The following is a 26,177-nucleotide window of genomic DNA, read 5'->3' on the forward strand; positions in this document are numbered from 1 at the left end:
TATAATTTCATTTTTGGCTTGTGTTAATATAGTCTTAAGCAAAATATTAGAGGATGAATATAATGATTAAACTTGAAAACATTATAGCCGACGACCTGCATATTACTTTAAACAGTTTTTTATATAATTCTATTAACTTATTTAAGTATAATAATGAAGAACTAAACAACTATATTATGAACAAATGTCGTGACAATCCATTAATCTATATCGATGAAGATTCTATCCCTCTGTCTGTATTATCTTATAAACAGAAAAATCAGCCGGATGACATCTTGTCAGAACTTTTTCAGTACTTTAATTGCACTCTTTCCGGAAGAAATCAATTAATTATGAATTATTTAATATACTCCTTAAATTCCAACGGTTTTTTGGAAGCGGATACAAATGAGATAGCTCTGTTAATGAGGACAAAAAAAGATATAGTTGAACAATTAATTATTCTGCTCCAAAATTACGACAACAGAGGAATAGGCTGTAAGGATATTACCAGTTTTTTAGCCTTTCAATTAAAGTTAAAACAAGTATATAATGAAAATTTATTTTCGATTTTCACATCCCATTTAGAGGATATTCAAAAGCACGATTACTCATTTCTAAAATCTATTGATGTTAAGAAGACAGAATTTTTATCCTATGTAGAACTGATTAAAGACTCTTGCGAGTTATTTCCGCTTAGCGGAGAAAATTCATCATATACATCACCGGATGCAGCAATTACATTAGATGAAAATAATACCTTCAGCATCCAGATTAATGACTGCTTAATAGATTCCGTGACCTTTGAAGCTATTAGTCTGGATACAGGCAGACAAAAATTTAAGCGCAAAATTGAAAGTTACAAAAAAGACTATGAAGAACTCGTATCCATATTAAATGCGCGGAAGGTTTACTTAGCGGATATACTGACAATTATTGTGAACGTCCAGAGTGATTATCTGCTTGGAAATACTTCTTTTCTAAATACTTTAGATCAAAACATGCTGTCAGACTATACTTCGCTCAGTCCAGCGACAATCAGCAGATTGCTGCATAACAAATTTGTCTCAACTCCAAGAGGTATCTTCCCTGTAAAATCGTTACTGTCAAAAAAATGTTCTAAAAATGCTTCAGTCAGTTATGTAATGCATTTTATAAAAAACTTGGCAGGTTTCGAGAAAATGTCTGACAATAAAATTTCAACTATATTAAAAGAGCAGGGAATTTCTATTTCCAGGCGTACGGTCAATAAATATAAAAATCAGTTACTCGAACAAATTTCAGTCTAAATAAAAAAGAAGGTATAAAATCTTAAAGATTTTATACCTTCTTTTAATTAATCCAGTTTCTCCACGAGAGATTTCAGTTGATTTACTTCATCTTCCGTTAATCCTAATCTCGGTTTACGTGAAGGTCCTCCGTTTAATCCTTTTAAATCCATTGCTTTTTTAACAATCTGAACGTATTTTCCGGAGTCTTCAAGAAACTCACAAAGTGGCAGCAGATCTTTGTTTAACTCTCTCGCCGCTTCATACTCGCCTGCTTTAACATGTTCATATAGCCTCTGTGCACTATTCGGTGCTATGTTTGCCGCAACAGACACCCAGCCTGTAGCTCCCAGAACGAAAGATTCATATGCAAGATCATCTGAACCGCAGAAAAATACAAAGTTTGTATTATTAATAATCGCTCGAACTTTGCGGATATCCCCGCTTGATTCTTTAATATACTGCACTTTATCCAGCTCTTTATCGATTTTATAAATTGTTTCATTTTCCAAATTCACGTTTGCTGTGAATGGATTATTGTACATCATGATCGGCAAACTGACTGCATCATTGACATCTTTAAATTGCTCAAATGCTTCTTCTTCTGTCGGTGTTTGATAATATGAGTTAATTAATAATAATCCATCTGCGTGATTTTCCTCGGCAACTTTTGCATACTCCAGTGCTTTGCTGGTTCTCTCATCTGCGATACCTACCAGAAGCTGAGTTTCTGAATCTTTTACCATTTCACCAACGAGCTCAACAATTTGCTCTTTCTCTTCATCATCGAGTGATGCAAATTCTCCTGTACTTCCAATTATAATGATTCCCGGCACTTTAAGATCTAAATAATGCTGAACATTTTCTTTCATGCCTTTAAAATTTACTGAATAATCCTCGTTCATCGGTGTGATTAAAACTGGAAATGCTCCTTCAAATGTTTTAGTCATAATTATTATCTCCTTTTTTACTGTGTGTGAAATTTTCATTTATATAATAAGCATTCTTTTAATTAATATTCTAAGAATGCTTATATAGTTAATTTTTTGATGAAGATACTAACAAAATCTTTGTTACTTCATCAGTATCGTTATACCAATGATGCGCTATCGAAGAATCGATATGAATTGATTCGTTTGCATAGAGAGTTTCTTTTCTGCCATCCAATTCGACTTCCAGCTGACCTGAGAGCACATAGACAAATTCCTGGCCCGCATGACGGTATGGAACTTGCTGCGTCTCACTTGCTTTTAACTCAATAACAGCTGGTATAAAATCAGGGTGTGTCATATCACCAGAAAGACTTGTGTAAGAGAAGGTTTCTCCGCCGACACTATTTTGACCTGCTTTTTTTTTCACATTCGAATTATTGCTGCCGAAGAAAAAGTTTACATCCACTTCCAGTGCATCTGCTATTTTATTTAAAGAAGTAAAAGTGAGCGTTCGCAAACTTCTTTCAATTTGTGATAAAAAACTGATTGACAAACCGCTTCGGTCACTCAACTCCTGAAGTGTCATCTTTTTACTTTTTCTAACCTTTCTCAGTTCGCTGCCAAATGAATCGTTCATATCATCATTCTTTCCTCTCGTATGCTAATCTACTTTATGGTTTATAAATACACTTTTCACTTCAATGTAATTGGAGATTCCATACTCTCCACCCATTTCTCTGCCGATGCCAGATTTTTTATAACCGCCAAACGGCATTGTTTCCAGTTCTAGGCCAAAGTCATTTACCCATACGGTTCCGGCTTGCAGTTTACTCGCAATATGATGTCCTTTTTTAATGTTCTCTGTCCAGATACTTGCTGCTAAACCATATTCGCTGTCATTAGCACGTTTGATTACTTCTTCGACTTCATCAAACACGAATACAGACATTACCGGGCCAAAAATTTCCTCTCTTGCGATTGTCATATCATCTTCCACATCCGCAAAAATTGTCGGCTCTACAAAATAGCCTTTATCCCCTTTGCGTGATCCGCCAACGATTAATTTCGCCCCTTCTTCTTTTCCTTTTTCAATGTAATTCAGCACAGTATTTAACTGTTTTTCAGAAACTAGCGGACCATATTCAGTAGCATTATCCAATCCTGGACCGACAACTGCTTTTTCGGCTTTTTCTTTCAGTGCTTTTAATACATTATCGTAAATTTTACGCTGAACAAAGATACGTGTCGTCGCACTGCAGTTTTGACCTGAGTTATACATCGTTCCATCAAAAATTCCATCCAGCGCTGTATCGAGATCTGCGTCTTCAAGAACAACTGCCGGTGATTTCCCGCCAAGCTCTAGAGTGGTGCTTTTAATATCTTCTGCAGCATTTTTCATGATAGAACTACCTGTTTTAGTAGACCCTGTAAAGGCAACTTTATCGACTTGTTTATGTGTGACAAGTGCATTACCCGCTACACTCCCTGAACCGGGTACAACATTGACTACACCATCTGGGAATCCTGCTTCTTTAAACAGTTTAGCTGCATATAATAATGATAATGGAGTCTCCGAAGCAGGCTTAATTACAATTGTACATCCTGCTGCAAGAGCAGCTCCTAGTTTCCACCCTGCCATCGCAAGCGGATAGTTCCATGGAATAATCTGTCCGACCACGCCAACCGGTTCGTGAACAGTATATGTTGAATATCCATTCAAGACATTTGTAGTCTGACCGGATATTTTTGTAGCCCATCCCGAATAGTATCTAAAATGCTGAACTGTTCCATCTACATCATCTTCTAGCGCCTGCATATATGGTTTGCCGTTATCCAGTGCTTCTAGCTGGGCCAATTCTTCACGATGCTCCTCTAACAAGTCTGCGAATTTGTAAATAATATGTGCACGCTCTGCCGCTTCCATTTTCGTCCATTTTCCATTATCGAAAGCTTCACGTGCAGCCTTTACAGCTGTGTCTATATCTTTTTCATCTGCTTCTGATACTTGAGCAATTACTTCCTCTGTTGCAGGATTAAATACATCAAAAGTTTTTCCGCTGCTCGCTGGAACGTAACTTCCGTTAATGTACAATCTCTTATCCCCATCTAAAAATTCCTGTACACGCGACTTCAAAGTTTCAATTGCCATATGAAAATAATCCCCCTTAAATAGTTTGATTCTTACGACAATTCTAATACCAATCATTTAATAAATCAATCATTTTTTCACTCTGTGTGAAAAAATGATTTTAAAAAGACTGCACTATAATATAATAGCGCAGTCTTTTACTTACTCTTCCGCTTCCTCCAATTTCTTCATGCCTACACCTGTTACTGCATAAATCATTGCAAATACGATACACAGGTAGCAGGGTACTGCCCACATCCAGTAGTCACCGACACCGACTCCCAATACTTCCAGGTAGTAAATTGCAGAAACACCCCAAGGAACGAAGCCTAATATCATTGTCCCTGAATCTTCCAGGGTTCTCGATAAGTTTAACGGATCCATTCCTTTTTTTGTATAAGCATCTTTCATCAGTACGCCTACCATAATAATAGAGATAGAAGCTACCCCTGCTGTAAAGACAATCAGAATACTTCCTAAAATTGTAGAGCCGACAATCTGCCATGCTGATTGAACCCATTTAGTGAATGATTCAAGAATCCGGTCCAGACATCCTGCTGCTTCTACAATTCCTGCAAAGGCATAGCCGCAAAATATCGTAACTACAATGGTTACCATAGAGAATATTCCGCCGCGGTTTAATAATGATGATACTGTCTCAGAGAATTCACTGTTTGGACTGATCATATCTACTGAGAATCCGTTAGCCATCGCTGTGAAGCCGTCTACAAAAGAAAAGCCGTTGGAAAACATTCCTATAAAGACTGCGACAACAGACGATAACAGCATAATCGGTACAATAGGTTTTCTTGCAAATGCGCCCCACAATATAATGACAAAGGGGAGCAGCATGAAAATGTTCCAGTTAAATATCGCACTCAGCTCTGAGGTCAAGCCCGTTACATTATCGGAGCTTGCAGTACCTGTATCCAGATTCATACCGACTATAAACCAGACAATTAGACCCACGAGCGAGGCTGGAATCGTCGTCCACAGCATATGCTTTATGTGGTCATATAAATCGACTTGCACCACTAGAGCTGCAAGGTTTGTCGTATCCGAAAGGGGGGACAGTTTATCTCCAAAAATAGCACCGGAAATTATGGCGCCCGCCGCAATTCCTAAGGGAACATTCATTTCAATTGCAATTCCCATCAGTGCGACACCTGCTGTCGCAGATGAACCCCAGGCAGTTCCTGTAGCGACTGAAACTACGGTAGTAATAATAAAGGCTGTGACGAGAAAATAAGTCGGGTCAATAATTAATAAGCCGTAATATATAAGCATTGGTACAGTACCCGAATATATCCACGTACCGACGATAACCCCCACCGCAAAAATAATGAATATTGCCGGCATAGCTGTGTTTAAACGGGTTGTTATGCCTTTTTCCATATCTTCCCATGTTAAGCCTACTCTGTAAGCGATAAATGCCGCATATGCCGCTGATAATAACAGTAAAGGCTGAATCGGTATGTCAAAGTAACCAAAACCTACTCCGATAATAACTGCCAAAAATAAGAAACAAGATACAGATTCAAAAAGTGTCGGTGCTCTCTTCATAGAATTTCCCCCTTTTTTTATTCAAGATCTACAATTTTCTCAGTAATTCCTGCACAGATAACTCTGTTAGCCCCAGCTTGGATAAAGTCAATCCTTCGGAATAAAAATCACGTTCCAGAATTGTTCCGCCGATGGTAATGACCGCATCGATATTCGGTGTCGCAATACCTGCTGTTTCACCAAGTTCAGACCAGAGTACAAGACCATCAGAAATATCTTCTGTAAAGTATCTGGAATCTACTTCTGTAGGGCCTTTAATTGCACCGTAAACTTCGCTCTTGTTGAACAATTCCTGAAGTGTACCTTCATTTGTCTCGAAATACCCTCTGTTATACCTGCTCTTAATTGCATCTTCCAGTTCAAAACCAAAGGCTTTGCCGATTGCTATTCGTTCCGCTTCAATGCCTCTCAGCAATCTGACTGTATGTTTCGTAATGCCTTCTTTATATAAGTAAAACTCTCCATTCGAATAGTCTATGCGTCCTGCATTGAGCAAGGACGGTCCGGGATGGACTTCAGGGTTGCCATTTTCCATCGTTGAATGCAGCACATTTTCCGCAGGTACCAGACACTGGTACAACTCCCGGCATATTTCAAGCAGTTCTTCCGTATCCTCTCTAGGATATGCTGCAAAAAATAATTTTTTTACTCTGAGCCCGAGCTCCACTTTCGCTTCTTCTGGAAATGCGCGGGTCCCATATGTAAGAGAATTTGTCTCCCCAATTTTAAAGTTTTTCTCTATGCCTAGCGATTTCGCTGTATTCACAAACCTGAGCGCTCCCATCGCTCCGGCCCCGTTTAGTAATATGACTTGTTCCTCATTAACGTGAGGCGTCAGCATTTCTGCCATACTTTCTATTGCAAAACCCGGTACAGTCAGCATAATCACGTCGGCATCTTTTACTGCTTCTTTGATATCCGTCGTTACCTTATGAACTTCAATAAAGTTCTCTTCTCCTTTTTCCTGAAGAAAAATACCGCCATTTTCATTAATTTTTTCAAGATTGCTTGCGAATAATTCATTTTCAAAAAGCGCTACTTCAAATCCCCTTTGAGATAAATCCGCCGCTGCAGTAATGCCGCCATTACCCGCTCCGAGTATTGCTATTTTTGAAACTGTCATAGTTAATACATCCCCTTCTTTAAAAATACATTTCAAGAATATCACACCCCGCCGATTTATCAATCGGGGTAAATCATGAATAAAAAAATGCACGGACTGGATTAATCCAGCCCGTGCATTTCTCAAACTATTTACCAGCTCGCTTTTTTCACGCCCGGTATCTGTCCTTTGTGCGCCAGTTCTCTGAACTTAATACGCGATAGTCCAAAGTCTCTGATGACACCTCTCGGACGTCCGGTTAATTGGCATCTATTCGTTAATCTCGTCGGAGATGAGTCTCTCGGTAATTTTCTTAAACCTTCATAATCACCATTAGCCTTCATTTCCGCTCTAAGATTCTTGTATCGTTCTACCATTTCCTGACGCTTTAATTCTTTGACAACTTTTGATTTTTTGGCCATTACAGCCCTCCTTATAGATAAATCGTAATTATTACGCTTTATAATATAACATATGACTTTAATGACCTCAAACTAATTGTTTCAGCGTAATATTTTTTCCATTTTCTTGCCCTTAGCCAGCTCATCAATCATTTTATCCATATAGCGGATTTCCTGCATCAGCGGTTCTTCAATTTCCTCTACTCTCACACCGCAAATGACACCTTTCACTTCACGTCTCGCCGGATTCATTGCAGGCGCCTGGTCAAAAAACTCTTCAAAATTCACTTCGTTTTCTATCTGTGCCTTAAGTTCTTCTTGTGAATATCCCGTCAGCCATCTGATTATCTCGTCCACTTCTTCTTTTGTTCTGTTTTTCCGCTCCGCTTTCGCAAGATAATGCGGGTATACACTGCTGAAACTCATTTTATAAATTTTATGTCCTGCCATAGTCCTGCACCTCTTATTAAGTAGTTATTAACTGACTTGTCTTTATGATTCATTTATAATAAAAACAAACGTACGTTCGCAAGGAGGATATGATAAATGCAGTTAGATGCGGTTGAAGTGCTGTTTTTACATTATGCAGATGGCAAAACTAAAGAAGAAGCCTTCCAGCACAATTTCTGGTTAACTGAATATAACCGCCGGCCGGAAGATCTTTTAGATCATCTGGTAAAAACAGGTGCCGTCTACCCATCCTCTGATCTCTCCGTCACCTTAACCAAGTTTACAATTCCTATTATAAAAGATTTACTTAAAAAGTCAGGAATTAAAGTCTCAGGAAATAAAAATGATTTGATTGAACGTGTTAAACAGCAGCAGGAGTTTATCGATTTAAGCGAGCTCAAGCTAAGCCCTGTCTATGTTGTGCATGATTCTTACGAGGTATTTCTGCATGACACTGTTTTCATAAATTATATCAGCCTCCACGGTCCGGTTACTATCGACGAAGCATATAATTATTATCTGGACCATGCGGACATAACCCCGTCGGAAATTATCATTGCCCTTCACGAGAAAAAAATTGCAGAGAACCTCACTAAAACCAACAAGTATGAGGCGGTTAAATGTCATCACCTGCTCGCCGACTACTACAGCAGTGAGCTGAACGACCTTGAAAAGAGTCTTTACCATTTAAATCAGTTCACGATGCTGATTGTCCTGCAGTCCATTCAGAGGTATCTGCAGCTGGAACACGCTGAGCAGCGAAATTCTTTTTTTAATATTGATAACTATACGATTGAAAAGTACCGCAATATGTTACTCATGAAACAATTTACGATTAATGAACTGTACGATAAACTTCTCGAGCACTCAAAGGAACTACCTTATGCTGATAATCATATTACACTGGCTGCCCAATTTATCATCCGGTATATTATCGGCAGTGAGCAGACAGAAATCAAACTGACAGAAGGTCTGGGTGAAACTCCAACTAGAGAATGATTATTTAGACAGACGCAGAAATTCTGCGTCTTTTTTTTATCATTTTTTTCAGATTATTTTGACTTGATAATTATTTAAGCTTATAATTTTGCATTATCCAAGCTTTAAATAATCTAAGGAGATGGGAAAATGGATAACTTATTTACAACATTAGATAACCTGAACGAAGAAATCATTTCAATACGGAGACATTTACATAAGCATCCGGAATTGTCATTTGAGGAAGTCGAAACACCAAAGTATATCGCTGAATTTCATGAGCAGTTAGGTCATGAAGTTAAAACAGGGGTGGGCGGCAATGGTGTGCTCGCATATTTAAAAGGAGATTATGAAGGCCCGACAGTTGCACTCCGTGCAGATTTTGATGCTCTGCCGATTCACGAGGAGACCAATCTCGAGTTCCAGTCAGTCAATGACGGTGTGATGCACGCTTGCGGCCATGATGGTCATACGGCCACTTTACTTGGAGTAGCCAAGGCTTTAAATAAACATAAAGACGAGCTTCACGGCACTGTCGTATTTATTCATCAGCATGCTGAAGAATTGCCGCCGGGCGGCGCGAAGCCGATGATTGAAGATGGTGCACTTGAGGGTGTAGACGTTATTTTCGGCACTCATTTACAGGCACAAATGCCTTTATATGAGATTAATTACAGAACGGACGAGCTGCAGGCATCTTCAGATTCATTCGAAGTCACTATTTTCGGTAAAGGCGGACACGGCGCTATGCCTCAGGATACAAAAGACAGCATTTTAATAGCATCACAGCTTGTCGATAATTTCCAGCAGATTGTCAGCCGACGTGTGAACCCGCTTCAGTCAGCTGTTTTATCAGTATGTTCATTCGAGGCAATCGGCCCGTATAACGTCATTGCAAATACCGCTAAGATTAAAGGGACTGTTAGAACTCTGAATGAAGAAACGAGAGAACTCATGGAACAGGAAATGCAGCGTGTCATCGAAGGCACCTGTCATTTAAGCGGAGCTGATTTTGAATTTAAATATGACCGCGGCTACCCCGTTTTAATTAATCATAAAGAAGAAACTGAATTTGTTATGGAAGTTGCCGAAACTGTGCCGGAAGTTCAGGAGATAAAAGAAACTGAACCGATTATGGGAGGCGAAGATTACTCTTACTATCTGCAGGAAGTAAAAGGGACTTATTTCTTTACCGGTGCACAGCCTGAAGGTACAAAAAATCCGTATCCTCATCATCATCCTAAGTTTGATATTGATGAAAAATCATTGGTGATTGCCGCGAAAATACTGGCAAAATCAACAATGGAATATATGTCAAAAAATAAGTAATCACAAGGGAGAAATTTATGGATAACACTTCGACACATTTATGGAAAGACTGGCGGCTGCACCTGGTAGTTCTCGTCATTGTCATTATTACAGAACTGATCGGGACACATGAAATACCTGTCGGTGCCGGAGCAATCCTGCTGCTTCCTATGCTCTATGCAGTGATTATCGGACTTGCAGCTTTCTTTACTCCGCTCATTAATAAAGTACAATCCAGAAAAGCTGAGTCCTTAGTGTTCATGTCAGTCACATTGCTGATTGCTAAATTTGGAGTTCAGGCCGGCCCCGCTTTGCCGGAATTAATTAAAGCCGGCCCTGCATTAATCTTTCAGGAGTTTGGAAATCTGGCAACAATTTTAGTTGCCCTTCCCGTTGCAATAATGCTCGGCTTAAGACGTGAAACTATCGGTATGACCCACTCTATCGGGAGAGAGGCAAATCTTGCATTAATATCTGAGAAATATGGCATTTCATCTCCGGAAGGCCGGGGCGTCGTATCCATGTATATTTTCGGAACGATTTTTGGAGCAATATTTCTCGGTGTGACGTCCGGACTGTTTGCATCAATTTTGCCAATCAGTCCTTTGTCTTTTGCTATGGCAACAGGAATAGGCAGCGGAAGCATGACCGCAGCTTCTCTTGGACCTCTTGTCGCAATGTATCCTGAACAAAGCGAACTGATTACAGCTTATTCAGGAGCAAGCAACCTTCTCACCTCGGTAACCGGTTTATATATGAGCATATTCATCGGTTTACCGCTGGCCGAAAAATATTACAGCTGGGTAACTAAATTAAAATCTAAGAGAAGAGGGTGAGATGATGTTAGAAAAATTAATAGATTGGACTCTAACATTAACCATTGTTGCTGCAATGACACTGCTCGGTAACTTTATCGGCTATGAAGTAATGCCGCTTGCTGCCCTGCCCGGTATTATCAGTTTGATGGTTATTGTACTAATCGGCATGATTATTCATGAAGTGCTTCCTTTTAAAAGGCTGCCCGCCATTGCTTATATCGGCTTGCTGGCTTTTATTTTAACTATTCCCGGTGTCCCCGGAGCAGAAAAAATAGCAGAGTGGACAGCTGAAGTTAACCTCCTTGCTCTAACCACTCCAATTCTTGCCTATGCAGGCATTTCTATCGGCAACTCCTGGGCTGATTTTGCAAAGATGGGCTGGAAAACTATTATTATCGGTATGCTTGTTTTATTAGGAACTTACTTAGGCTCAGCGATTATTGCTGAAATCATTTTAAGAATACAGGGTATTGTTTAATTTCATCAAAAAAGACAAAAGCAGATTTCTGCTTTTGTCTTTTTTAAAATTTATCTTTAGAAAATTCTTTATATCCCGTTACTTTTTGAGTCTCATAAAATTCTTTAAACCGTTTTAAAACGTCCTCATAACTGAGCCCATCGAGGTGATAAATTAATCCATGTTCCTTGGAATCTCTCGCCGGCAGTGCTTCGAAAGTATAACCTTCTTCTATTTTAATACACTGGATGACATCTACTTCAAGGTCGTAATTGTTGAATGATAATGTAGCAAAACTGTCTTCTTCTTCCACTATATCTTTTACTGCCCTTTCCACCTGAGGCCATGTCGGATTTTGAAAGTCATCCAGACCGGTGGACAATTCAGTATAAGGCTCCTGCGGCGGCTGTTCAGCTTCATTCTTGTCGTTATCTTGTTTCAAGAAATCAAATATTCCCATGTCATTACACTCCTTGTTAAATCCGAACAATTTATACGTCTTGCCAATACTTAAACAGAGGACCGTCAATGCCAAATACAGGATCTTTATCAGGCATAGGGACCTTTCTTATATTCTTCAGTTTTTCTTCCCGCTCTTCTTTTTTACCGTAGCAGAAATCGTATTCTTTTCCGTCAGGGTATGCACCAAAGACAGAAAAGTCCGGGCTGCTCTCGATATTTTTATGACCAAATCCCGCTGGTATAATCACAGCATCTCCCGCTCGCACATTAACTTTTGTTCCTTCCTCACCGCCGAGATGAAGTGTCGCAGTACCGCTGTCTATAACGATTACTTCATGAGTTATACTGTGATAATGATGGTAAGGGGCCACTCCGCCCTGCCATATACCCCGCCAGTTGTTAGCACTTAATATCTTTTCTGTAACGTCATGCTCTTCTATCACATTTTTATAATGCAGCAGCGGATAGCTTGCATTATTCGGTATCATACCATCGTCTGCATGTTTTAGAGACGTAATTTCAATATCTGCTGCTTTTCTCAAAATATGACCTCCTGCAAATTTATATACTTATAGTTGCCCGTTTTACCGGTTGTGTAATCATAAAAAATAAGCGGATGTCCAGCAACTGACATCCACTTATTAAAATTAGTTTAATTATCTTCTTTGCTCTGTGCTTCTATTTCCGGCGGCTGTTCATCCGGAAGTGTTTCTTCAAATGCTTCCCGTTTCTCTTCCAGTTCTTTTTGAGTTTCTTCTCTGTAGCCCGCTTCATAAACAAGCTGCTGTTTTTCGAGCTTGATTATGCCGTATTCGCTGCGTAATGCTTTATACAGCGAGATTGCAAGCATAATAACTATAAAGGTGAACGGGAAGGCCGCAATAAGCATGGCCATTTCAAGCGCGCTAAGTCCGCCTGACAGTAACAGCACCATTGCTGTACCAGCCAGAATACCGCCCCATACTAATTTAACTTTCAGCGGCGGATTTAGTGAACCGCCTGTTGTCAGCATACTCAGTACGAAAGTACCGCTGTCTGCTGATGTGACGAAGAATGATGCAATCAGTAAGATCGCAATACCCATAATCAGCGGTGCTGCCGGGTAATTTTCAAGGAAGGCGAATAATGCAACTTCGTTCCCCTGCGTTTCTATCAGGCTGTATATTCCTCCGCCAAGCAGGTTGTCGGATTCAATACCTGCAACACCAAAGATTGCGAACCAGATTGCACTGAATAATACCGGAACACCCATTACACCAATGATGAATTCACGGATAGTTCTGCCTCGTGAAACACGTGCGATGAAGCTGCCGACGAAAGCAGCCCAGCCGATCCACCATGCCCAGTAGAACAGTGTCCAATCATTCAGAAATCCTCTTTCACCAACAAATGAGTTCATATTAAAGGTCATGCTGATTAAGTTTTGCAAGTAGTTACCTGTATTTGTCATAAACGATTCGATCATTAATACTGTAGAACCAAATACAAATACGAACACCATTAAGGCAATCGCAATGACCACGTTCCCCATACTTAAGTAGCGGATACCTTTGTTAACTCCTGTTGCGGCCGATGCAATAAAGGCAATAGTAATAATAATAACGACAATCATCTGTGTTATTAAGTTATTTTCTATCGCATCGAAGCTGTAGCTGAGCCCAGCTGTAATCTGCGTGGCACCGAGACCAAGTGAAGTTGCAATACCAAAAATTGTTCCGAATACAGCAATTACATCAACTGTTGTACCCATCCAGCCTTTTGATCTGTCACCGATTAATGGTGACAGCGCTGAGCTCATTAAGAGCGGTGCATTATGTCTGAAGTTAAAGTACGCAAGAGCCAGCCCCACTACTGCGTATACTGCCCACGGGTGAAGTCCCCAGTGGAACAAGGTAAATTGAAGTGCTTCCTGCTGCGCTGCAGCTGTACCGCCTTCTGTAATTGGCGGATTATGGAAGTGTGTCAGCGGTTCGTTGACACCGTAGAACACAAGCCCGACACCCATACCTGCTGTGAACAGGAATGAAAACCAGGTGAAATAACTGTACTGTGCTTTCTCATCCTGCTTGCCTAAACGGATTTTCCCGTAAGGACTGATAACCAGATAAAGTGCAAAAATAACAAAACCGGTCATCGCGAGCATGTATACCCAGCCCAGTCTATTAGAAATGAAATCGTTAATAGCACCTAAGACCGACTCGACATTGGAGGGGAATATTGCACCCCATAAAATAAATATAAATGCGATAACAAGTGAAATATAGAAGACGGAAGTAACGGATGATCTTCTGTTTTTCATGAAATAGCCTCCTGATTTAGTTTTGACGTCCTGTACAAAGACATACTCAAACAAATATAGAGCAGACTCCATATTGCAGACGACTGAAAATTGTAAAACATACTGCTTTTTTGTGAGAAAAAAGATGGTAAATGTCTGAACATCTCCACTAAAAAAAGAAAATTGAAAGATGATTGTAACAGGGTTTAAACTTTCGCCAAACCTGCGCTTTCTGCGAATAAAGATAAATCCGCACGACAAAGGGGATGGATATTACTTCAGTGCATTAAATGCATTGGACAACTAATAATGCTAACATGGATAGTTTTAAATTAAAACGGTACAAAAGTATGAATGCGTTTTATATCTCCAACCAGTGTATATTTACAAAAATATTTCCCTGTTTTTTTCCTAATAAACCTGTTCAGCAGCACTTCTTTACAGAAATCAGATGCAAACTTAAAAAGTTTCTATCTGATTTCACTTTATATTGCAGCGAGGGGGGATTTTATCTTTTTGCCACTTAGCAAATAATAATTTTTTATAATGCTCGTAAACTGTTTCACCCTCTAACTTTTCATCTCCATAAACAAAGAAGGGAGGAATTTTATCAGACTTAAATTGAGATTTATGTTCTTTAACTGTCTCACCGAGCATTTCCAAATCTTTTTTGAATTCAATCGACCGCTTTCCGCCCCGCCGCTGATGTTCTTCATCAAGTATTGTAAGAAACTTATATGCATCAATTAGATAAGGGTGACCTTCATTATAAATTGACTTTACAATTGGATGAGAAAGATAGCGGGTGTTCGTTTCAATAATTTTCATTTCACCAAGACATACTCTGATAATCTGATACATCTCAAGCACCTGCTTAGATAAACGCCGGTTATCGAGAAACTGTGCACTGATTTTATGATTTTCATGTACTCTGAAAATTTGCATGGTTTCCTCCGCTTTCTACTTAAACCCTCTTGTAAACGATGCAGGTACCTCCGATTCAAATCTCATAATCTTGCCGCTCTCCGGATGTTTAAATTTAATCGCATTCGCATGCAGTCCCAGACGGCTAATGGTATTCATAGCAGAACCGTATTTTTTATCGCCGACGATCGGATGGCCGAGGTCCTGCATATGCACGCGAATCTGATTCTTTCTGCCTGTATCGAGGTTTACTTTTAATAATGAAAATTTGCGGTTTGTTTTCAACACTTTATAATGTGTAATTGCTTTTTGCCCGTGATTCGGTTTCGGACTCGAATGCATCATATATGTCTTATCTTCTGTCAGCCAGGAAGTGATGGTGCCGTCTTTTTTTACAGTTCCTTCAACAAGTGCAATATATGAACGTTCCTGCACTGTTTCAGTCCATGCTTTTTGCAGGCGCTGCTGAATCATTTTACTGCGCGCAAATATCATAACTCCTGAGGTATCCCTGTCCAGTCTGTGTACAATAAATACACGATTATTCGGATGAATACTTTGAACATATTCCATCAGCTGCCTGTAAGCAGTCATCTGTTTTTCTTTCTTTGAGCCCATCGATAAAAGACCGCTGTCTTTGTCGATAACAATGACAGCATCATCTTCATGAAGTACTTTCATACCTTTTAATTTTACACCTGAAGCCACACGCGTGCGTATCTGCACAAGGTCTCCCGGCTTCAGGATATCGTCAAACTGAGTAGTCGGTTTATCATTCACCACAATCTGGCCGCGCTTTAAAATACCTTTTACAGCGTTACGGCTTTTTGACGGCATGACTTTGAATAGAAATTCGAGGACTTCAGTCTGTTCCTTTACTGTCCACTCTTCATGACGCGGTGTATTTGGTTTATTTTTTGATTTTTTCTTCATCTTAAAATTCCTCTGCTTTATCTTATTTAAATGCTTTCACGGTACTAAGCGGTTCTTCTATTGTACTTCGTATATTCCTTAATTACAGTAAAATATTCATATTTAAAAGCTTCCTGTCTAAATTCGGCAGGAAGCTTTCCCAAATAAATTAACTTTATTTAATTTTCACTGATTACTGCTTCTTCAAATTTCTTCATTTCCTTATTCATCACTGATTTAACAACAGGTTTCGCTGTCAGTACAAACATTCTGACACCTACGCTGCTTTCTATAGATGATTTCACGGTAAGTTCAGAGTATTCACCTTTGGATTCCACGTTAAATAACGTTGTTATAACGCCCTGTTTTAACCTGGTTTTCATTATAATCTTATTGTTATCAGCGTATTCGATGATCTCATTTCTGAAACGGTAAGTCTTCTCTCTAACGCCGAGCGTTATTCTGAATTTAGTTCCTTTAGCACGTTTTCCTTTTGTACTATATTGAATATCTTTAAGAATACTGAATATATTTTTTAATTGCCTGTCATCATTTATGACTGCAAATACTTCTTCCGGTGATGCTTCCAGTTTGTCATTACGATAGCTGTATATATCCATGTGCTGTCACCTGCCTTTGTATTTATCTTTTCGTTACGACTATCTTTCGTTTTTTTTATCCTGTCATTTAAAATGGTCCGAGATTAATCAGCACGGCGACTGTCAGAAGCACAAACGCTATTCCCGTCCATATTAAAAACAGCGGGAAAAACCACTTTGCCCATTTAATCCATGAAACTCCTGCTACAGCGAGACTGGCCATGAGCGGACCTGATGTCGGATATAATACATTTGAAAAACCATCACCGAACTGAAAGGCGAGAACACTGACCTGACGTGTAATACCTATCATGTCCGCGAGCGGTGTTTGAATCGGCATCATAATTGCTGCCTGCCCGCTTCCGGAGGGTACAAAGAAATTAAATACAGAGTTCATGATAAACATTCCGATTGCTGTTGCTACCGGCGGCAAGGCCGATAGAGGCTCAGATAATGCATTCACGAGTGTGTCTAGGATTTGACCGTTTTCCATGATTACGAGCACAGCTCTGGCCAGTCCGATAATCAGTGCACCATATACAAGGTTTTTACAGCCCTCTAAAAATGTAATAGCTATTGTATTGTAATTCATTCCTGCTATTATGCCTGCTATCAGTCCTATAATAACAAAAAATGCTGCCATATGATCTGTTGTCCATTGAAATTTAACTACCGCAAAGACGAAAAATATTAAAGCTGCACCAGTCCAAATTAAAATCAGCTTATGCCGGCCGGAAAAATTTTCGTCAAAATTCAGTTCACTTTCTCCATCCTGCTCTATACCGATTAGGCTTCTCGACGGGTCATTTAATATTTTCTTACAGTAACGCCACGTATACCAGATTGTCACACCAACCAGAAGGACAAAAGCAATTAGCCTGAATACCATGCCGGAAAACAGCGGAAGTTCTGATATATTATGGGCTATTCCCACTGTATAGGGATTAAGAAAACCTGCAGAAAAACCGACAAATGCCGCGTTAAATGTAATTGCGACTGCAACGAGTGCATCAAGTTTCAATGCTTTAACGAGCAGCACTCCTATGGCAACAAAAGGAATTACCGAGTTCGCGAGAGCTCCCACTGCTCCTCCCAAAGCAAATAAAATTATTATCGTTGCAATCAGCAGAAATTCCTTCCCTTTCATCGTGTCGATTGCTGAATAGATTCCTGTATGTATCGCACCGGATTTGTTGATAATTTCGAACATACCGCCGGCAAACAATACCAAAAATATCAATCCGGCACTTTCAACCATCCCTGTCTGGACTGACATAAATATATCCATGAAGCCTGCCGGCGAAGATTCAACATTCTCAAATGTCCCCGAGATTACAGTTGTAACCCCATCTGTTTCCTCCCTGTCAAACGCTCCGGCCGGCACAATATATGTTGCTGCTGCTGCCATTAACAGCACCGCAAAAACAATGACATATGTATCTGGAAACTCCCGCTTCTTCCGCTTTCTTTTATCCGATTCTTTGACCATAAAACAACACCCCTTTTAACATCTGAATATTCTATAAATTTAAAAATATATTACTATACTACCATAGATATAAATTATGCAAATTGTATTTTTATGCATTTAAATTAAGTACTGCTCCAATTACCTTTTATAATTTGGTTAATTACATTAAAGACGGGTATTTATAATTGGAATATTTTAGCCGTTATGCTTTCACTGAGCTTTTTCTCAGCGAGTATGTGGTCAGGCGGAACATTAGGTGAAGGGCTGTCTTTTACGAGCTTTATTCTGATTGTTCTTGCCGGTAATTTAATACTCGGTTTATACACAGGCGCGCTCGCTTATATCGCTGCTAAAACCGGGTTATCGACTCATCTTCTTGCTCGTTATGCTTTCGGTAAGCACGGCTCTTATATTACTTCTTTTCTGCTCGCATCCACCCAGGTGTGCTGGTTTGGTGTCGGTCTTGCTATGTTTGCTGTACCTGTGTCGATTGCTACAGGGATTAACGTATTTGTGTTAATCGGGGTCTTCGGTGCGCTGATGACTATCTCGTCAATTTTCGGTTTAAAAGCTCTCGCGCTTCTCGGTTTTATCAGTGTGCCGACTATCGCAATATTTGGTTCTTATTCTGTGACCGATGCTGTCAATTCAATGGGCGGCATGGAAGCTCTCTTTGCTTATGAACCTTCACAGTCAATCAGTATTGCTCTCGCGCTGACTATCTGTGTAGGATCCTTTATCAGTGCCGGAACACTGACTCCCGATTTCACACGTTTTGCAAAATCAGCTAAATCTGCAGTCAGCTCAAGCATAATCGCTTTCTTTTTAGGGAACTCACTGATGTTCCTGTTCGGCGCAGTCGGTGCTATGGCATTTGGTATTGCTGATATTTCAGAAGTGATGCTGCTCCAAGGGCTAATGATTCCGGCCATTATTGTACTCGGCTTAAATATCTGGACGACAAACGACAGCGCACTTTACGCGTCAGGTCTGGGTTTTGCAAATATTTTCAAGCTCCCTAAAAAATATATCGTCGTATTCAATGGTATATTAGGAACCATCGCAGCGATGTGGCTGTACAATAACTTTGTCGGATTCTTAACACTGCTGGGTTCTGCCTTGCCGTCAATCGGTGCAATTATACTCGCAGATTACTTTATTGTCAGACGCGGAAAATATGCAGCATACAGTATAGTAGAATTTAAATCGTTAAACCGCGTTGCTCTCTTCGCCTGGATTGCAGGTATTGCTTTAGCAAATTTCGCACCGGGAATTCCTCCGCTTAACGCTTTACTTGGAAGCAGTGTCATTTACGTTGCAGGTATGAAACTTGCAACATATAAAGAAACAGTTTCAGTTAAAGCTCCAATAAAAACAAAGGATGAGATTGTACGTGATTATTAAAAATGCTTCACTCAGAGGAAAGACAGGATTATGGAACATCACAATTGAAAATGGAAAATTTAAAAATATTACACAAAATAAAGTTAAAGACACCGAGAATACTCTAGATGTAAACGGATCACTTGTACTGCCGCCGTTTATCGAACCGCATATTCACTTGGATACAACACTGACCGCCGGTGAACCGGAATGGAACTTAAGCGGCACCTTGTTTGAGGGTATTCAGAGATGGTCCGAGCGCAAGGAATCATTAACACTCGAAGATGTTAAAACCCGCTCGAAAAAAGCAATTAAATGGCAGATTGCCCAGGGTATTCAGCACATCCGTACACATGTAGATGTTACTGATCCGGAACTGACCGCCTTAAAAGCAATGATTGAAGTAAAAGAAGAACTTGCAGAGTTCGTAAACATTCAGCTGGTTGCCTTTCCGCAAGAAGGAATTTTATCGTACCCGAACGGCAAAGAACTGCTGGAAGAAGCAGTAAAACTCGGTGCCGATGTAGTCGGGGGTATTCCCCACTTCGAATTCACCAGAGAGTACGGGGTGGAATCGATGAAAATCGCCTTCGATTTAGCAGAAAAATACGACAAGCTGGTCGATATTCACTGTGATGAAATCGATGACGAGCAGTCGCGCTTCGTGGAAGTTGTCGCAAATGAAGCATATCAGCGCGGCTACGGCAAGAAAACGACGGCGAGTCATACAACAGCAATGGGCTCTTATAATGATGCGTATACAGCTAAATTGTTCCGCCTGCTTAAAATGTCCAATATCAACTTTGTATCTAACCCGCTGATTAATATTCATCTTCAGGGCCGTTTTGATACGTATCCAAAACGCCGCGGATTAACTAGAGTGAAAGAAATCCAGGCAGCAGGCATGAACATCTGTTTTGGCCACGATGATATCTTTGATCCATGGTATCCGCTCGGCACAGGAAACATGCTGCAGGTGCTTCACATGGGCATTCATGCAGCACAATTAATGGGTTACGAAGAAATTATCAACTCAATTGATCTGGTTACAAAAAACAGTGCAAAAACTCTGCACATAGAAGATGAATATGGTATAGAAGCAGGCAAACCTGCAAACTTTATCGTGCTGAATGCAGATAATGAATTCGATGTTATCCGCAAACAGGCAGCTGTGACGCATTCATACAGAAACGGGAAACTGATTGCGGGAACAAAACCTGCGGAAACGATGATTAACCTTGGTACAGAAGAGAAAATTGATTTTGAAAGATAATAAGGCTTTCCACTGCCGCTGCTCTGCAGCAGGCAGTTTTTTCGTTATTGCACAGCTATCCTGTTAAAATTAAGTAACTAATGGAAAATGAAAGAGGAAACATTATGACTGAAAAAGCAGTAATCTACACATCTGCGACATGTCCAGTATGCGGCATGGCGAAAGATCTTTTAAATTCAATGGATATAGAATATAAAGAAATCAAAGTCGATATCAATCCGGTCTCGACCGTCAGACTGATTGCGAAAACAGGTAAATTCACAGTACCTCAGACGATTATTAAGGGCACAGTTATTTCCGGCTTCAACCCTGATAAAGTCATTGAAGCGGTACACGGCTAACAGGCAGTTTTATCGAGTAATTTCATACACCCTGTTAAAATTAAAGACAGTGAAAGATCCGTTTTACATGAAAGGAGTTTTAATCATGAGTGTAAAAGAAAATGAGAACAATATCTTAAAAGAAGAGCCAAAAGAAATTAAAGGAATTGAGACTTTAGATTTTGGCACTTCAGGTATGGTATGTGACTTCGAGACCGGCGTATGCGGTCCAATCAACGAAGAGAAAGAGGATAAAAAATAATGAAAATTACAATCTGGTCAGATTTCGTATGTCCATTCTGCTTTATCGGACAGGCGAATTTAGATAACGCTCTTAAGACATTCGCACATAAAGACGAAGTTGAAATTGAATACAAGAGCTTCCAGCTGATGCCGGATGCTGAATATACTCCAGGTGAAACGTATGCAGAAACTTTCGCTAAAATGAAAGGCATTCCTGAAGAACGCGCTAAAGACATGTTTTCACAAGTAATAGAAACAGGTGAAAAAGCAGGCGTTGAAATTAATTATGATATCGCTAAATTAACGAATACATTCGACGCTCACCGCGTGTTCCAGTATGCTAAAGAACAAGGCAAAGGAACTGACTTCTTTAAAGCACTCTACGATGCACACTTCACAAACGGCGAGGTGCTGAATGATGAAGAAACACTCGTCCGTCTGTCAGAATCAGTCGGTTTAGACGGTGATACTGTGCGCGGTACTATCAACAGCGACCAGTATAAACAGGACGTCAATGTCGACATCTCGCAGGCATCACAATTAGGAGTACAGGGCGTGCCATTCTTCCTGGTAAACGATAAATATTCTATCTCAGGCGCGCAGCCTGTCGAATTATTCGAAGAAGCATTAGAGAAGATTTACCATGAAGGACAGGACGCTGAATAAGGAATGATTTTTAGGGGGTGAGAGTGTTTGGATTGGTATGAGAGTCTGTCATACCAACCCCAGCTCCCTGGGATACACATGAGACCCAATCATATCAACCCCAGAGCCCTGGGATACACATGAGACCCAATCATGCCAACCCCAGAACTCTGGGACACACATGAGACCCAATCATACCAACCCCAGAGCCCTGAGATACACATGAGACCCAATCATACCAACCCCAGCTCCCTAGGATACACATGAGACCCGATCATATCAACCCCAGAGCCCTGGGATACACATGAGATTCGATCATACCAACCCCAGCTTCCTGGGATACACATAAGACCCGATCATACCAACCCCAGCTCCCTGGGATACACATGAGACCCGATCATATCAACCCCAGAGCCCTGGGATACACATGAGACCCAATCATACCAACCCCAGCTCCCTGGGATACACATGAGACCCGATCATATCAACCCCAGCTCCCTGGGATACACATGAGATTCGATCATACCAACCCCAGCTCCCTGGGATACACATGAGACCCGATCATATCAACCCCAGCTCCCTGGGATACACATGAGACCCGATCATATCAACCCCAACACTATCTTCAGCCTAACGAAAGGCCGGATAATCCATCTTCAGGATTATCCGGCCTTTTTTCATTTAAAATTATTTAGCTTCTGAAATGACACCGCAAGCAACCGGAGTACCCGCATCGCCTGAAGGCTGTGTCATGTAATCATCTTCATCTGAGTGAATGATTAATGCAGTTCCTTCTTCTGTCAGCAAAGTATTATCCAGATTTTCATCTAAAATAGAGACATTCTCAGCATTAATCTCCGTTGAAACCGTACCATCTTCTGCAACTTCAATATTTTCTAAATCTCCTGCATGAGGTCCGTCTTCATGATCAAAGCCGTGAGCTGCATCTGTCGGATTATAGTGATCTCCGGCCGTTTCAAAGTCAGGTCCTTCACACATTCCGGCATTATGAATATGAATGCCGTGCATTCCGGGTTCAAGTCCTTCAGCTTCCAGTGCGATTGTTAATCCATCATCCGCTTCAGAGAAAGTTGCTGTGCCTATCTCTTCTTCATCGCCGTTTATCATGGTGACTTCAATTTCTTCCGATGGGTCCTGTGTCGGCGCTTCACCGTCGCTGCATGCTGCGAGTACCAGAATCGCGAGTAACATTGGCAAGTACATCAAACGCTTCATAATAATCCCTCCAGCTTTTTGTAAACCTGTTCCCCTGTTCAACTCATTTAAACCTTCATTCTAAAACAAAGAGTGATATGATAAATTTCAAATACTCAAATATATGGAGATGTTTTCATGGAGACTATCTTATATGTTTTAACTTTTGATTTTTGGCTGTTGTTTAGCATCGGTATCGGTTCCTCGATTATCGGCTCCATGTTCGGGGCTGCCGGTTTAGTGACAATTCCCGCCATGCTTATCGTTGGAATCCCGATTCATCTCAGTATTGCCGCCAATAAATTTGCTACGGGTCTGTCGGCCTTTACCAATGTGATGACTTTTTACCGCAGAAAGAGTCTCGATTTAAAAATGACTGCCAAACAAATAATCACAGGTATTGCAGGCGGTGTATGCGGTGCTTTTTTTGCTACACAGCTGTCGGAACATACTATGAATATTATTGCCTCTATCCTGCTTGTTTTTTCTTTTTTCATCGTTGTAATCAGCAGAAAATATATGGATGAAATGACCCCTTCCCGTCAGCCAAAGAGCACAAAGTTAGTCGCTCCTTTTTTTATCAGTATATACGACGGTGGATTCGGTCCGGGATCTGCGACCATGAGTATTACCTATTATCTCCATCGCAGTTACGGCTATCAGAAAGCTGCTGAGTTTTCCCGGGTAATAATTTTTGCAAGCTGTTTCGGAGGTTTTATCTGGTTCTACATTCAAGGTCTGGTCCGGTGGGATATAGCAATCCCAGTGACACTCGGTGCCATTATCGGTTCCCATATTGGAATTCTGCTGCTGCCGAAATTGAATATGAAATGGGTCCGTCTGATTCTTCCGCTAATATTTCTTATCCTTATTGCACAAGTATTCATAGAGCTGTTTTTCTAATATATTTTTACGTTCAACACTCTCATAATCTGTTCAACGGTTTTTTCAATATTAATACGTGTCCGTTCATGTTCCATAGCGGCTTCAACAGAAATGGGCGAACGTTGTATTGAAAACACCGCATCGATTCCATGATGATTTAAGTTATAGGCATCTTCGGTCAGACTGCCGCCGACCGCAATGATCGGAATCGTATACTTCTCCGCTAAAGCGGCGAGACCTGCAGGCACTTTTCCCATCGATGTCTGAGCATCAAGCTGACCTTCACCTGTAATAATCAAATCCGCTGTTTTTAACTCCTCTTCAATGCCGAGGACATCCATAATTAACTCAACGCCGGATTCCAGCTGACCGTTTAAATAGCCATGAAAAGCAGCACCGAGTCCGCCTGCAGCACCCCCGCCTTCAATATTAGCGATATCGATATTCATTTCTTTTTGTGTCAGGTCAGCGTAGTGCACTAAACCCGCATCCAGCACTTTCAGCATTTCACTATTGGCACCCTTTTGCGGTCCAAAGATGTATGATGCACCCTGCTCGCCGTATAAAATATTTGAAACATCACAAGCTACTCTGAATTCACAATCTTTAAACTTGCGGCTTGCAGCGGTCTGTTTAATTGAATGTATTTGAGATAAAAAACCGCCGCCAAAGTGAATCTCTTTACCTTCACTATCACGGAACTCGTAACCCAGCGCCTGAAGCATGCCGACGCCCCCGTCGTTCGTTGCACTGCCGCCGAGACCAATAATGAATTTTCTCGCACCATTATAATAAGCATGATTGATTAATTCACCGACACCGTAAGTTGTAGTTATAAGCGGATTCAACTGATCTTTAGACAACAATGTTAACCCGCATGCTGATGCGACTTCTATAATTGCGAGATTTTCATCTTTAATTAAGCCGTAAGACGCATCAACCGACGAGCCAAGCGGACCTGTGACAGACACTTCAATTAGGCTCCCATTCATACCGTCGACCAGAGTCTCCACAGTCCCCTCTCCACCGTCAGCCATAGCAAATGATTTTACAACAGACTCCGGAAACACCTGCTTTATACCTTTTTCAACCGCCTGATTCGCGCCGACAGAAGATAAACTGCCTTTAAATGAATCCATACCTGTGATGACTTTCATCTGGTTCTCTCCTATTTATACATAGTAATTTTCATTAAATAACTTAATTTATAATGAGTATTCATCCTCCAATATAATTAACTTACGGCTCTGATTTGAACTCATTACTATTTATGATTATATTTATATACAATTCTAATTGTAAGGAGTTAATACGATGACTTTGGATGATATTGTATCAAACTTAAATACACTCAGTTTATTTATACCTGTTATTGGACTCATTGTAACTTTTTTTTATAAAACTATTAAGATTTCCTACTCCGATGATGTAGATTTGAATAAAGCAAATAGAGCTTTTAAAAAGTTCTTAAAGACATCTTTATATTTCTTATTTGTATTTTCATCTATATTAATCATACTTTTCACTTTATCCTCAGATCTTATTCAAACATATAGTCAAGAATGGGAGATGCTAGAAAATAAAAATAGAACTTACATTACATTTTTATTTTTCTATTCTATAGTAGCTAGTGCACTTGCTTTTTATTCTCTAATATTTTTTTCAAATTACAAAGAAGAGACTTTTCTAATTTTAGAAGATTCTCTCGGAGAACACGAATATAAACTACTTAGTAAAGCATATGAACAAAATATTGTGACTATCAAATATCAAAATCCAGAAAACCTTGATACAGTCTATGAAAAAGCTGTCGATATAAAGGAATGCACTTTAATTTATAGAACTGTGACTAAAAATATAATTCAACAAGATTTCCACCTCATTAGAACTAAATCACCAAGTTGGTTACGTCTAATAATAATCGTTCTTATTGTTATTTTAATCGCTATTTCATCATGTTATACTTTCAGTGTTTTTTGGGGGTACATTGAATTAAGTTCAGCTACCGATGGATTTTCTGAATCTTTATTTGCAATATATATAATTATTTCTTTAACTTTTGTTATTCCAATAGGCGCAGGAATTATTTTTCTTATAAAAGCTTATAAATTCAAATGGTATAAATAATCCCCGGATATTTAACATGCTCATCTTAAGGGTAAAGATGAGTAAAGTATTAATTA

27 protein-coding genes and 1 pseudogene are annotated in these 26,177 nt (G+C 40.0%); 12 read left to right on the top strand and 16 right to left on the bottom strand.

Annotation, left to right across the window (positions count from 1 at the left end):
- Positions 1 to 62: 62 nt before the first annotated feature.
- Positions 63 to 1,268 carry a hypothetical protein gene (locus tag IR135_RS04775; protein WP_135097199.1) on the top strand — a complete coding sequence of 402 codons (1,206 nt, stop codon included), beginning with the start codon at positions 63 to 65 and terminating at the stop codon, positions 1,266 to 1,268.
- Positions 1,269 to 1,315: 47 nt separating this feature from the next.
- Here IR135_RS04775 and IR135_RS04780 read toward each other — a convergent pair whose 3' ends face one another.
- From IR135_RS04780 to IR135_RS04810, 7 genes are all read right to left on the bottom strand, one after another.
- Positions 1,316 to 2,197, bottom strand: coding sequence for a dihydrodipicolinate synthase family protein (locus tag IR135_RS04780; protein WP_135097201.1), 882 nt, complete (start codon positions 2,195 to 2,197; stop codon positions 1,316 to 1,318).
- A gap of 88 nt (positions 2,198 to 2,285) precedes the next feature.
- The gene (locus IR135_RS04785; RefSeq protein ID WP_135097203.1) at positions 2,286 to 2,816 is read right to left on the bottom strand and encodes a helix-turn-helix domain-containing protein; all 531 of its coding nucleotides are present in this window, start codon (positions 2,814 to 2,816) and stop codon (positions 2,286 to 2,288) included.
- Positions 2,817 to 2,840: 24 nt separating this feature from the next.
- Positions 2,841 to 4,328, bottom strand: a complete 1,488-nt coding sequence (locus tag IR135_RS04790) for an aldehyde dehydrogenase family protein (protein ID WP_135097205.1) — start codon at positions 4,326 to 4,328, stop codon at positions 2,841 to 2,843.
- A 141-nt stretch (positions 4,329 to 4,469) separates the two neighbouring features.
- Positions 4,470 to 5,870, bottom strand: a complete 1,401-nt coding sequence (gene nhaC, locus IR135_RS04795) for a Na+/H+ antiporter NhaC (RefSeq protein WP_135097207.1) — start codon at positions 5,868 to 5,870, stop codon at positions 4,470 to 4,472.
- Positions 5,871 to 5,898: 28 nt separating this feature from the next.
- Entirely contained in the window at positions 5,899 to 6,993 is a 1,095-nt protein-coding gene (locus tag IR135_RS04800) for an NAD/NADP octopine/nopaline dehydrogenase family protein (RefSeq protein WP_135097209.1), read from the bottom strand.
- A 131-nt stretch (positions 6,994 to 7,124) separates the two neighbouring features.
- The gene (gene rpsN / locus IR135_RS04805) at positions 7,125 to 7,394 is read right to left on the bottom strand and encodes a 30S ribosomal protein S14 (RefSeq protein ID WP_115885630.1); all 270 of its coding nucleotides are present in this window, start codon (positions 7,392 to 7,394) and stop codon (positions 7,125 to 7,127) included.
- Between the two features lie 81 nt (positions 7,395 to 7,475).
- Entirely contained in the window at positions 7,476 to 7,823 is a 348-nt protein-coding gene (locus tag IR135_RS04810; RefSeq protein ID WP_135097211.1) for a DUF2200 domain-containing protein, read from the bottom strand.
- A 96-nt stretch (positions 7,824 to 7,919) separates the two neighbouring features.
- On the opposite strand from IR135_RS04810, the gene IR135_RS04815 reads away from it, so the two are divergent.
- The 4 genes from IR135_RS04815 to IR135_RS04830 all read left to right on the top strand — a co-directional run bounded on the left by IR135_RS04815 (position 7,920) and on the right by IR135_RS04830 (position 11,405).
- Positions 7,920 to 8,822: an SAP domain-containing protein gene (locus IR135_RS04815; RefSeq protein ID WP_135097213.1), complete on the top strand. Its 903-nt coding sequence runs from the start codon at positions 7,920 to 7,922 to the stop codon at positions 8,820 to 8,822.
- Positions 8,823 to 8,951: 129 nt separating this feature from the next.
- Complete coding sequence (locus IR135_RS04820) at positions 8,952 to 10,130, top strand: M20 family metallopeptidase (protein WP_135097215.1); 1,179 nt, start codon at positions 8,952 to 8,954, stop codon at positions 10,128 to 10,130.
- A gap of 17 nt (positions 10,131 to 10,147) precedes the next feature.
- A complete protein-coding gene (locus tag IR135_RS04825; protein ID WP_135097217.1) occupies positions 10,148 to 10,945 on the top strand; it encodes a DUF3100 domain-containing protein in 798 nt (265 codons plus the stop codon).
- Between the two features lie 4 nt (positions 10,946 to 10,949).
- The gene (locus IR135_RS04830; RefSeq protein WP_135097219.1) at positions 10,950 to 11,405 is read left to right on the top strand and encodes a hypothetical protein; all 456 of its coding nucleotides are present in this window, start codon (positions 10,950 to 10,952) and stop codon (positions 11,403 to 11,405) included.
- Between the two features lie 43 nt (positions 11,406 to 11,448).
- On the opposite strand, the gene IR135_RS04835 is transcribed toward IR135_RS04830, so the two are convergent.
- From IR135_RS04835 to IR135_RS04865, 7 genes are all read right to left on the bottom strand, one after another.
- Positions 11,449 to 11,844: a hypothetical protein gene (locus tag IR135_RS04835; RefSeq protein WP_135097221.1), complete on the bottom strand. Its 396-nt coding sequence runs from the start codon at positions 11,842 to 11,844 to the stop codon at positions 11,449 to 11,451.
- A gap of 31 nt (positions 11,845 to 11,875) precedes the next feature.
- Positions 11,876 to 12,388: a cupin domain-containing protein gene (locus IR135_RS04840; RefSeq protein WP_135097223.1), complete on the bottom strand. Its 513-nt coding sequence runs from the start codon at positions 12,386 to 12,388 to the stop codon at positions 11,876 to 11,878.
- Positions 12,389 to 12,498: 110 nt separating this feature from the next.
- The gene (locus IR135_RS04845) at positions 12,499 to 14,145 is read right to left on the bottom strand and encodes a BCCT family transporter (protein ID WP_135097225.1); all 1,647 of its coding nucleotides are present in this window, start codon (positions 14,143 to 14,145) and stop codon (positions 12,499 to 12,501) included.
- Positions 14,146 to 14,604: 459 nt separating this feature from the next.
- The gene (locus IR135_RS04850; protein ID WP_135097227.1) at positions 14,605 to 15,069 is read right to left on the bottom strand and encodes a pyrimidine dimer DNA glycosylase/endonuclease V; all 465 of its coding nucleotides are present in this window, start codon (positions 15,067 to 15,069) and stop codon (positions 14,605 to 14,607) included.
- Positions 15,070 to 15,084: 15 nt separating this feature from the next.
- Entirely contained in the window at positions 15,085 to 15,981 is an 897-nt protein-coding gene (locus tag IR135_RS04855) for an RluA family pseudouridine synthase (protein ID WP_135097229.1), read from the bottom strand.
- Between the two features lie 158 nt (positions 15,982 to 16,139).
- A complete protein-coding gene (locus IR135_RS04860) occupies positions 16,140 to 16,580 on the bottom strand; it encodes an SRPBCC family protein (RefSeq protein ID WP_135097231.1) in 441 nt (146 codons plus the stop codon).
- Between the two features lie 67 nt (positions 16,581 to 16,647).
- On the bottom strand, positions 16,648 to 18,048 hold the full coding sequence (locus IR135_RS04865) for a YfcC family protein (protein WP_135097233.1): 1,401 nt from the start codon (positions 18,046 to 18,048) through the stop codon (positions 16,648 to 16,650).
- A 168-nt stretch (positions 18,049 to 18,216) separates the two neighbouring features.
- Between IR135_RS04865 and codB the strand changes: the two are divergent.
- From codB to IR135_RS04890, 5 genes and pseudogenes are all read left to right on the top strand, one after another.
- A pseudogene (codB, locus tag IR135_RS04870) lies at positions 18,217 to 19,434 on the top strand (cytosine permease); the annotation flags it as partial.
- Positions 19,424 to 20,686, top strand: a complete 1,263-nt coding sequence (locus IR135_RS04875) for a cytosine deaminase (protein ID WP_135097237.1) — start codon at positions 19,424 to 19,426, stop codon at positions 20,684 to 20,686. The pseudogene codB and the gene IR135_RS04875, both read left to right, overlap by 11 nt.
- Positions 20,687 to 20,790: 104 nt before the next feature.
- Positions 20,791 to 21,027, top strand: a complete 237-nt coding sequence (locus IR135_RS04880) for a glutaredoxin family protein (protein WP_135097239.1) — start codon at positions 20,791 to 20,793, stop codon at positions 21,025 to 21,027.
- A gap of 85 nt (positions 21,028 to 21,112) precedes the next feature.
- Entirely contained in the window at positions 21,113 to 21,268 is a 156-nt protein-coding gene (locus tag IR135_RS04885) for a hypothetical protein (protein ID WP_167753364.1), read from the top strand.
- Positions 21,268 to 21,915 (top strand): DsbA family oxidoreductase, encoded by a 648-nt coding sequence (locus IR135_RS04890; protein WP_135097243.1) that lies wholly within the window; start codon positions 21,268 to 21,270, stop codon positions 21,913 to 21,915. The genes IR135_RS04885 and IR135_RS04890 overlap by 1 nt, the downstream gene beginning before the upstream one ends.
- 666 nt (positions 21,916 to 22,581) lie before the next feature.
- Here IR135_RS04890 and IR135_RS04895 read toward each other — a convergent pair.
- Positions 22,582 to 23,130 carry a superoxide dismutase family protein gene (locus IR135_RS04895; protein ID WP_194194249.1) on the bottom strand — a complete coding sequence of 183 codons (549 nt, stop codon included), beginning with the start codon at positions 23,128 to 23,130 and terminating at the stop codon, positions 22,582 to 22,584.
- A 117-nt stretch (positions 23,131 to 23,247) separates the two neighbouring features.
- Here IR135_RS04895 and IR135_RS04900 point away from each other — a divergent pair, with 117 nt between their 5' ends.
- Positions 23,248 to 24,012, top strand: coding sequence for a sulfite exporter TauE/SafE family protein (locus IR135_RS04900; RefSeq protein ID WP_135097245.1), 765 nt, complete (start codon positions 23,248 to 23,250; stop codon positions 24,010 to 24,012).
- On the opposite strand, the gene IR135_RS04905 is transcribed toward IR135_RS04900, so the two are convergent.
- Positions 24,009 to 25,151, bottom strand: a complete 1,143-nt coding sequence (locus tag IR135_RS04905; protein ID WP_135097247.1) for a glycerate kinase — start codon at positions 25,149 to 25,151, stop codon at positions 24,009 to 24,011. The two genes, IR135_RS04900 and IR135_RS04905, sit on opposite strands and share 4 nt — an antisense overlap.
- 157 nt (positions 25,152 to 25,308) lie before the next feature.
- Here IR135_RS04905 and IR135_RS04910 point away from each other — a divergent pair, with 157 nt between their 5' ends.
- Positions 25,309 to 26,121, top strand: a complete 813-nt coding sequence (locus IR135_RS04910; RefSeq protein ID WP_135097249.1) for a hypothetical protein — start codon at positions 25,309 to 25,311, stop codon at positions 26,119 to 26,121.
- Positions 26,122 to 26,177: the final 56 nt, after the last annotated feature.

This window comes from Jeotgalicoccus nanhaiensis (assembly GCF_015235105.1).
In the GTDB taxonomy this organism is placed as follows: domain Bacteria; phylum Bacillota; class Bacilli; order Staphylococcales; family Salinicoccaceae; genus Jeotgalicoccus; species Jeotgalicoccus nanhaiensis.

Excerpts from the sequence above, each read along its gene's own strand:
- IR135_RS04775 (WP_135097199.1), top strand. The coding sequence starts at position 63 with ATGATTAAACTTGAAAACATTATAGCCGACGACCTGCATATTACTTTA.
- IR135_RS04780 (WP_135097201.1), bottom strand. The coding sequence starts at position 2,197 with ATGACTAAAACATTTGAAGGAGCATTTCCAGTTTTAATCACACCGATG.
- IR135_RS04785 (WP_135097203.1), bottom strand. The coding sequence starts at position 2,816 with ATGAACGATTCATTTGGCAGCGAACTGAGAAAGGTTAGAAAAAGTAAA.
- IR135_RS04790 (WP_135097205.1), bottom strand. The coding sequence starts at position 4,328 with ATGGCAATTGAAACTTTGAAGTCGCGTGTACAGGAATTTTTAGATGGG.
- nhaC (WP_135097207.1), bottom strand. The coding sequence starts at position 5,870 with ATGAAGAGAGCACCGACACTTTTTGAATCTGTATCTTGTTTCTTATTT.
- IR135_RS04800 (WP_135097209.1), bottom strand. The coding sequence starts at position 6,993 with ATGACAGTTTCAAAAATAGCAATACTCGGAGCGGGTAATGGCGGCATT.
- rpsN (WP_115885630.1), bottom strand. The coding sequence starts at position 7,394 with ATGGCCAAAAAATCAAAAGTTGTCAAAGAATTAAAGCGTCAGGAAATG.
- IR135_RS04810 (WP_135097211.1), bottom strand. The coding sequence starts at position 7,823 with ATGGCAGGACATAAAATTTATAAAATGAGTTTCAGCAGTGTATACCCG.
- IR135_RS04815 (WP_135097213.1), top strand. The coding sequence starts at position 7,920 with ATGCAGTTAGATGCGGTTGAAGTGCTGTTTTTACATTATGCAGATGGC.
- IR135_RS04820 (WP_135097215.1), top strand. The coding sequence starts at position 8,952 with ATGGATAACTTATTTACAACATTAGATAACCTGAACGAAGAAATCATT.
- IR135_RS04825 (WP_135097217.1), top strand. The coding sequence starts at position 10,148 with ATGGATAACACTTCGACACATTTATGGAAAGACTGGCGGCTGCACCTG.
- IR135_RS04830 (WP_135097219.1), top strand. The coding sequence starts at position 10,950 with ATGTTAGAAAAATTAATAGATTGGACTCTAACATTAACCATTGTTGCT.
- IR135_RS04835 (WP_135097221.1), bottom strand. The coding sequence starts at position 11,844 with ATGGGAATATTTGATTTCTTGAAACAAGATAACGACAAGAATGAAGCT.
- IR135_RS04845 (WP_135097225.1), bottom strand. The coding sequence starts at position 14,145 with ATGAAAAACAGAAGATCATCCGTTACTTCCGTCTTCTATATTTCACTT.
- IR135_RS04850 (WP_135097227.1), bottom strand. The coding sequence starts at position 15,069 with ATGCAAATTTTCAGAGTACATGAAAATCATAAAATCAGTGCACAGTTT.
- IR135_RS04855 (WP_135097229.1), bottom strand. The coding sequence starts at position 15,981 with ATGAAGAAAAAATCAAAAAATAAACCAAATACACCGCGTCATGAAGAG.
- IR135_RS04860 (WP_135097231.1), bottom strand. The coding sequence starts at position 16,580 with ATGGATATATACAGCTATCGTAATGACAAACTGGAAGCATCACCGGAA.
- IR135_RS04865 (WP_135097233.1), bottom strand. The coding sequence starts at position 18,048 with ATGGTCAAAGAATCGGATAAAAGAAAGCGGAAGAAGCGGGAGTTTCCA.
- IR135_RS04880 (WP_135097239.1), top strand. The coding sequence starts at position 20,791 with ATGACTGAAAAAGCAGTAATCTACACATCTGCGACATGTCCAGTATGC.
- IR135_RS04885 (WP_167753364.1), top strand. The coding sequence starts at position 21,113 with ATGAGTGTAAAAGAAAATGAGAACAATATCTTAAAAGAAGAGCCAAAA.
- IR135_RS04890 (WP_135097243.1), top strand. The coding sequence starts at position 21,268 with ATGAAAATTACAATCTGGTCAGATTTCGTATGTCCATTCTGCTTTATC.
- IR135_RS04895 (WP_194194249.1), bottom strand. The coding sequence starts at position 23,130 with ATGAAGCGTTTGATGTACTTGCCAATGTTACTCGCGATTCTGGTACTC.
- IR135_RS04900 (WP_135097245.1), top strand. The coding sequence starts at position 23,248 with ATGGAGACTATCTTATATGTTTTAACTTTTGATTTTTGGCTGTTGTTT.
- IR135_RS04905 (WP_135097247.1), bottom strand. The coding sequence starts at position 25,151 with ATGAAAGTCATCACAGGTATGGATTCATTTAAAGGCAGTTTATCTTCT.
- IR135_RS04910 (WP_135097249.1), top strand. The coding sequence starts at position 25,309 with ATGACTTTGGATGATATTGTATCAAACTTAAATACACTCAGTTTATTT.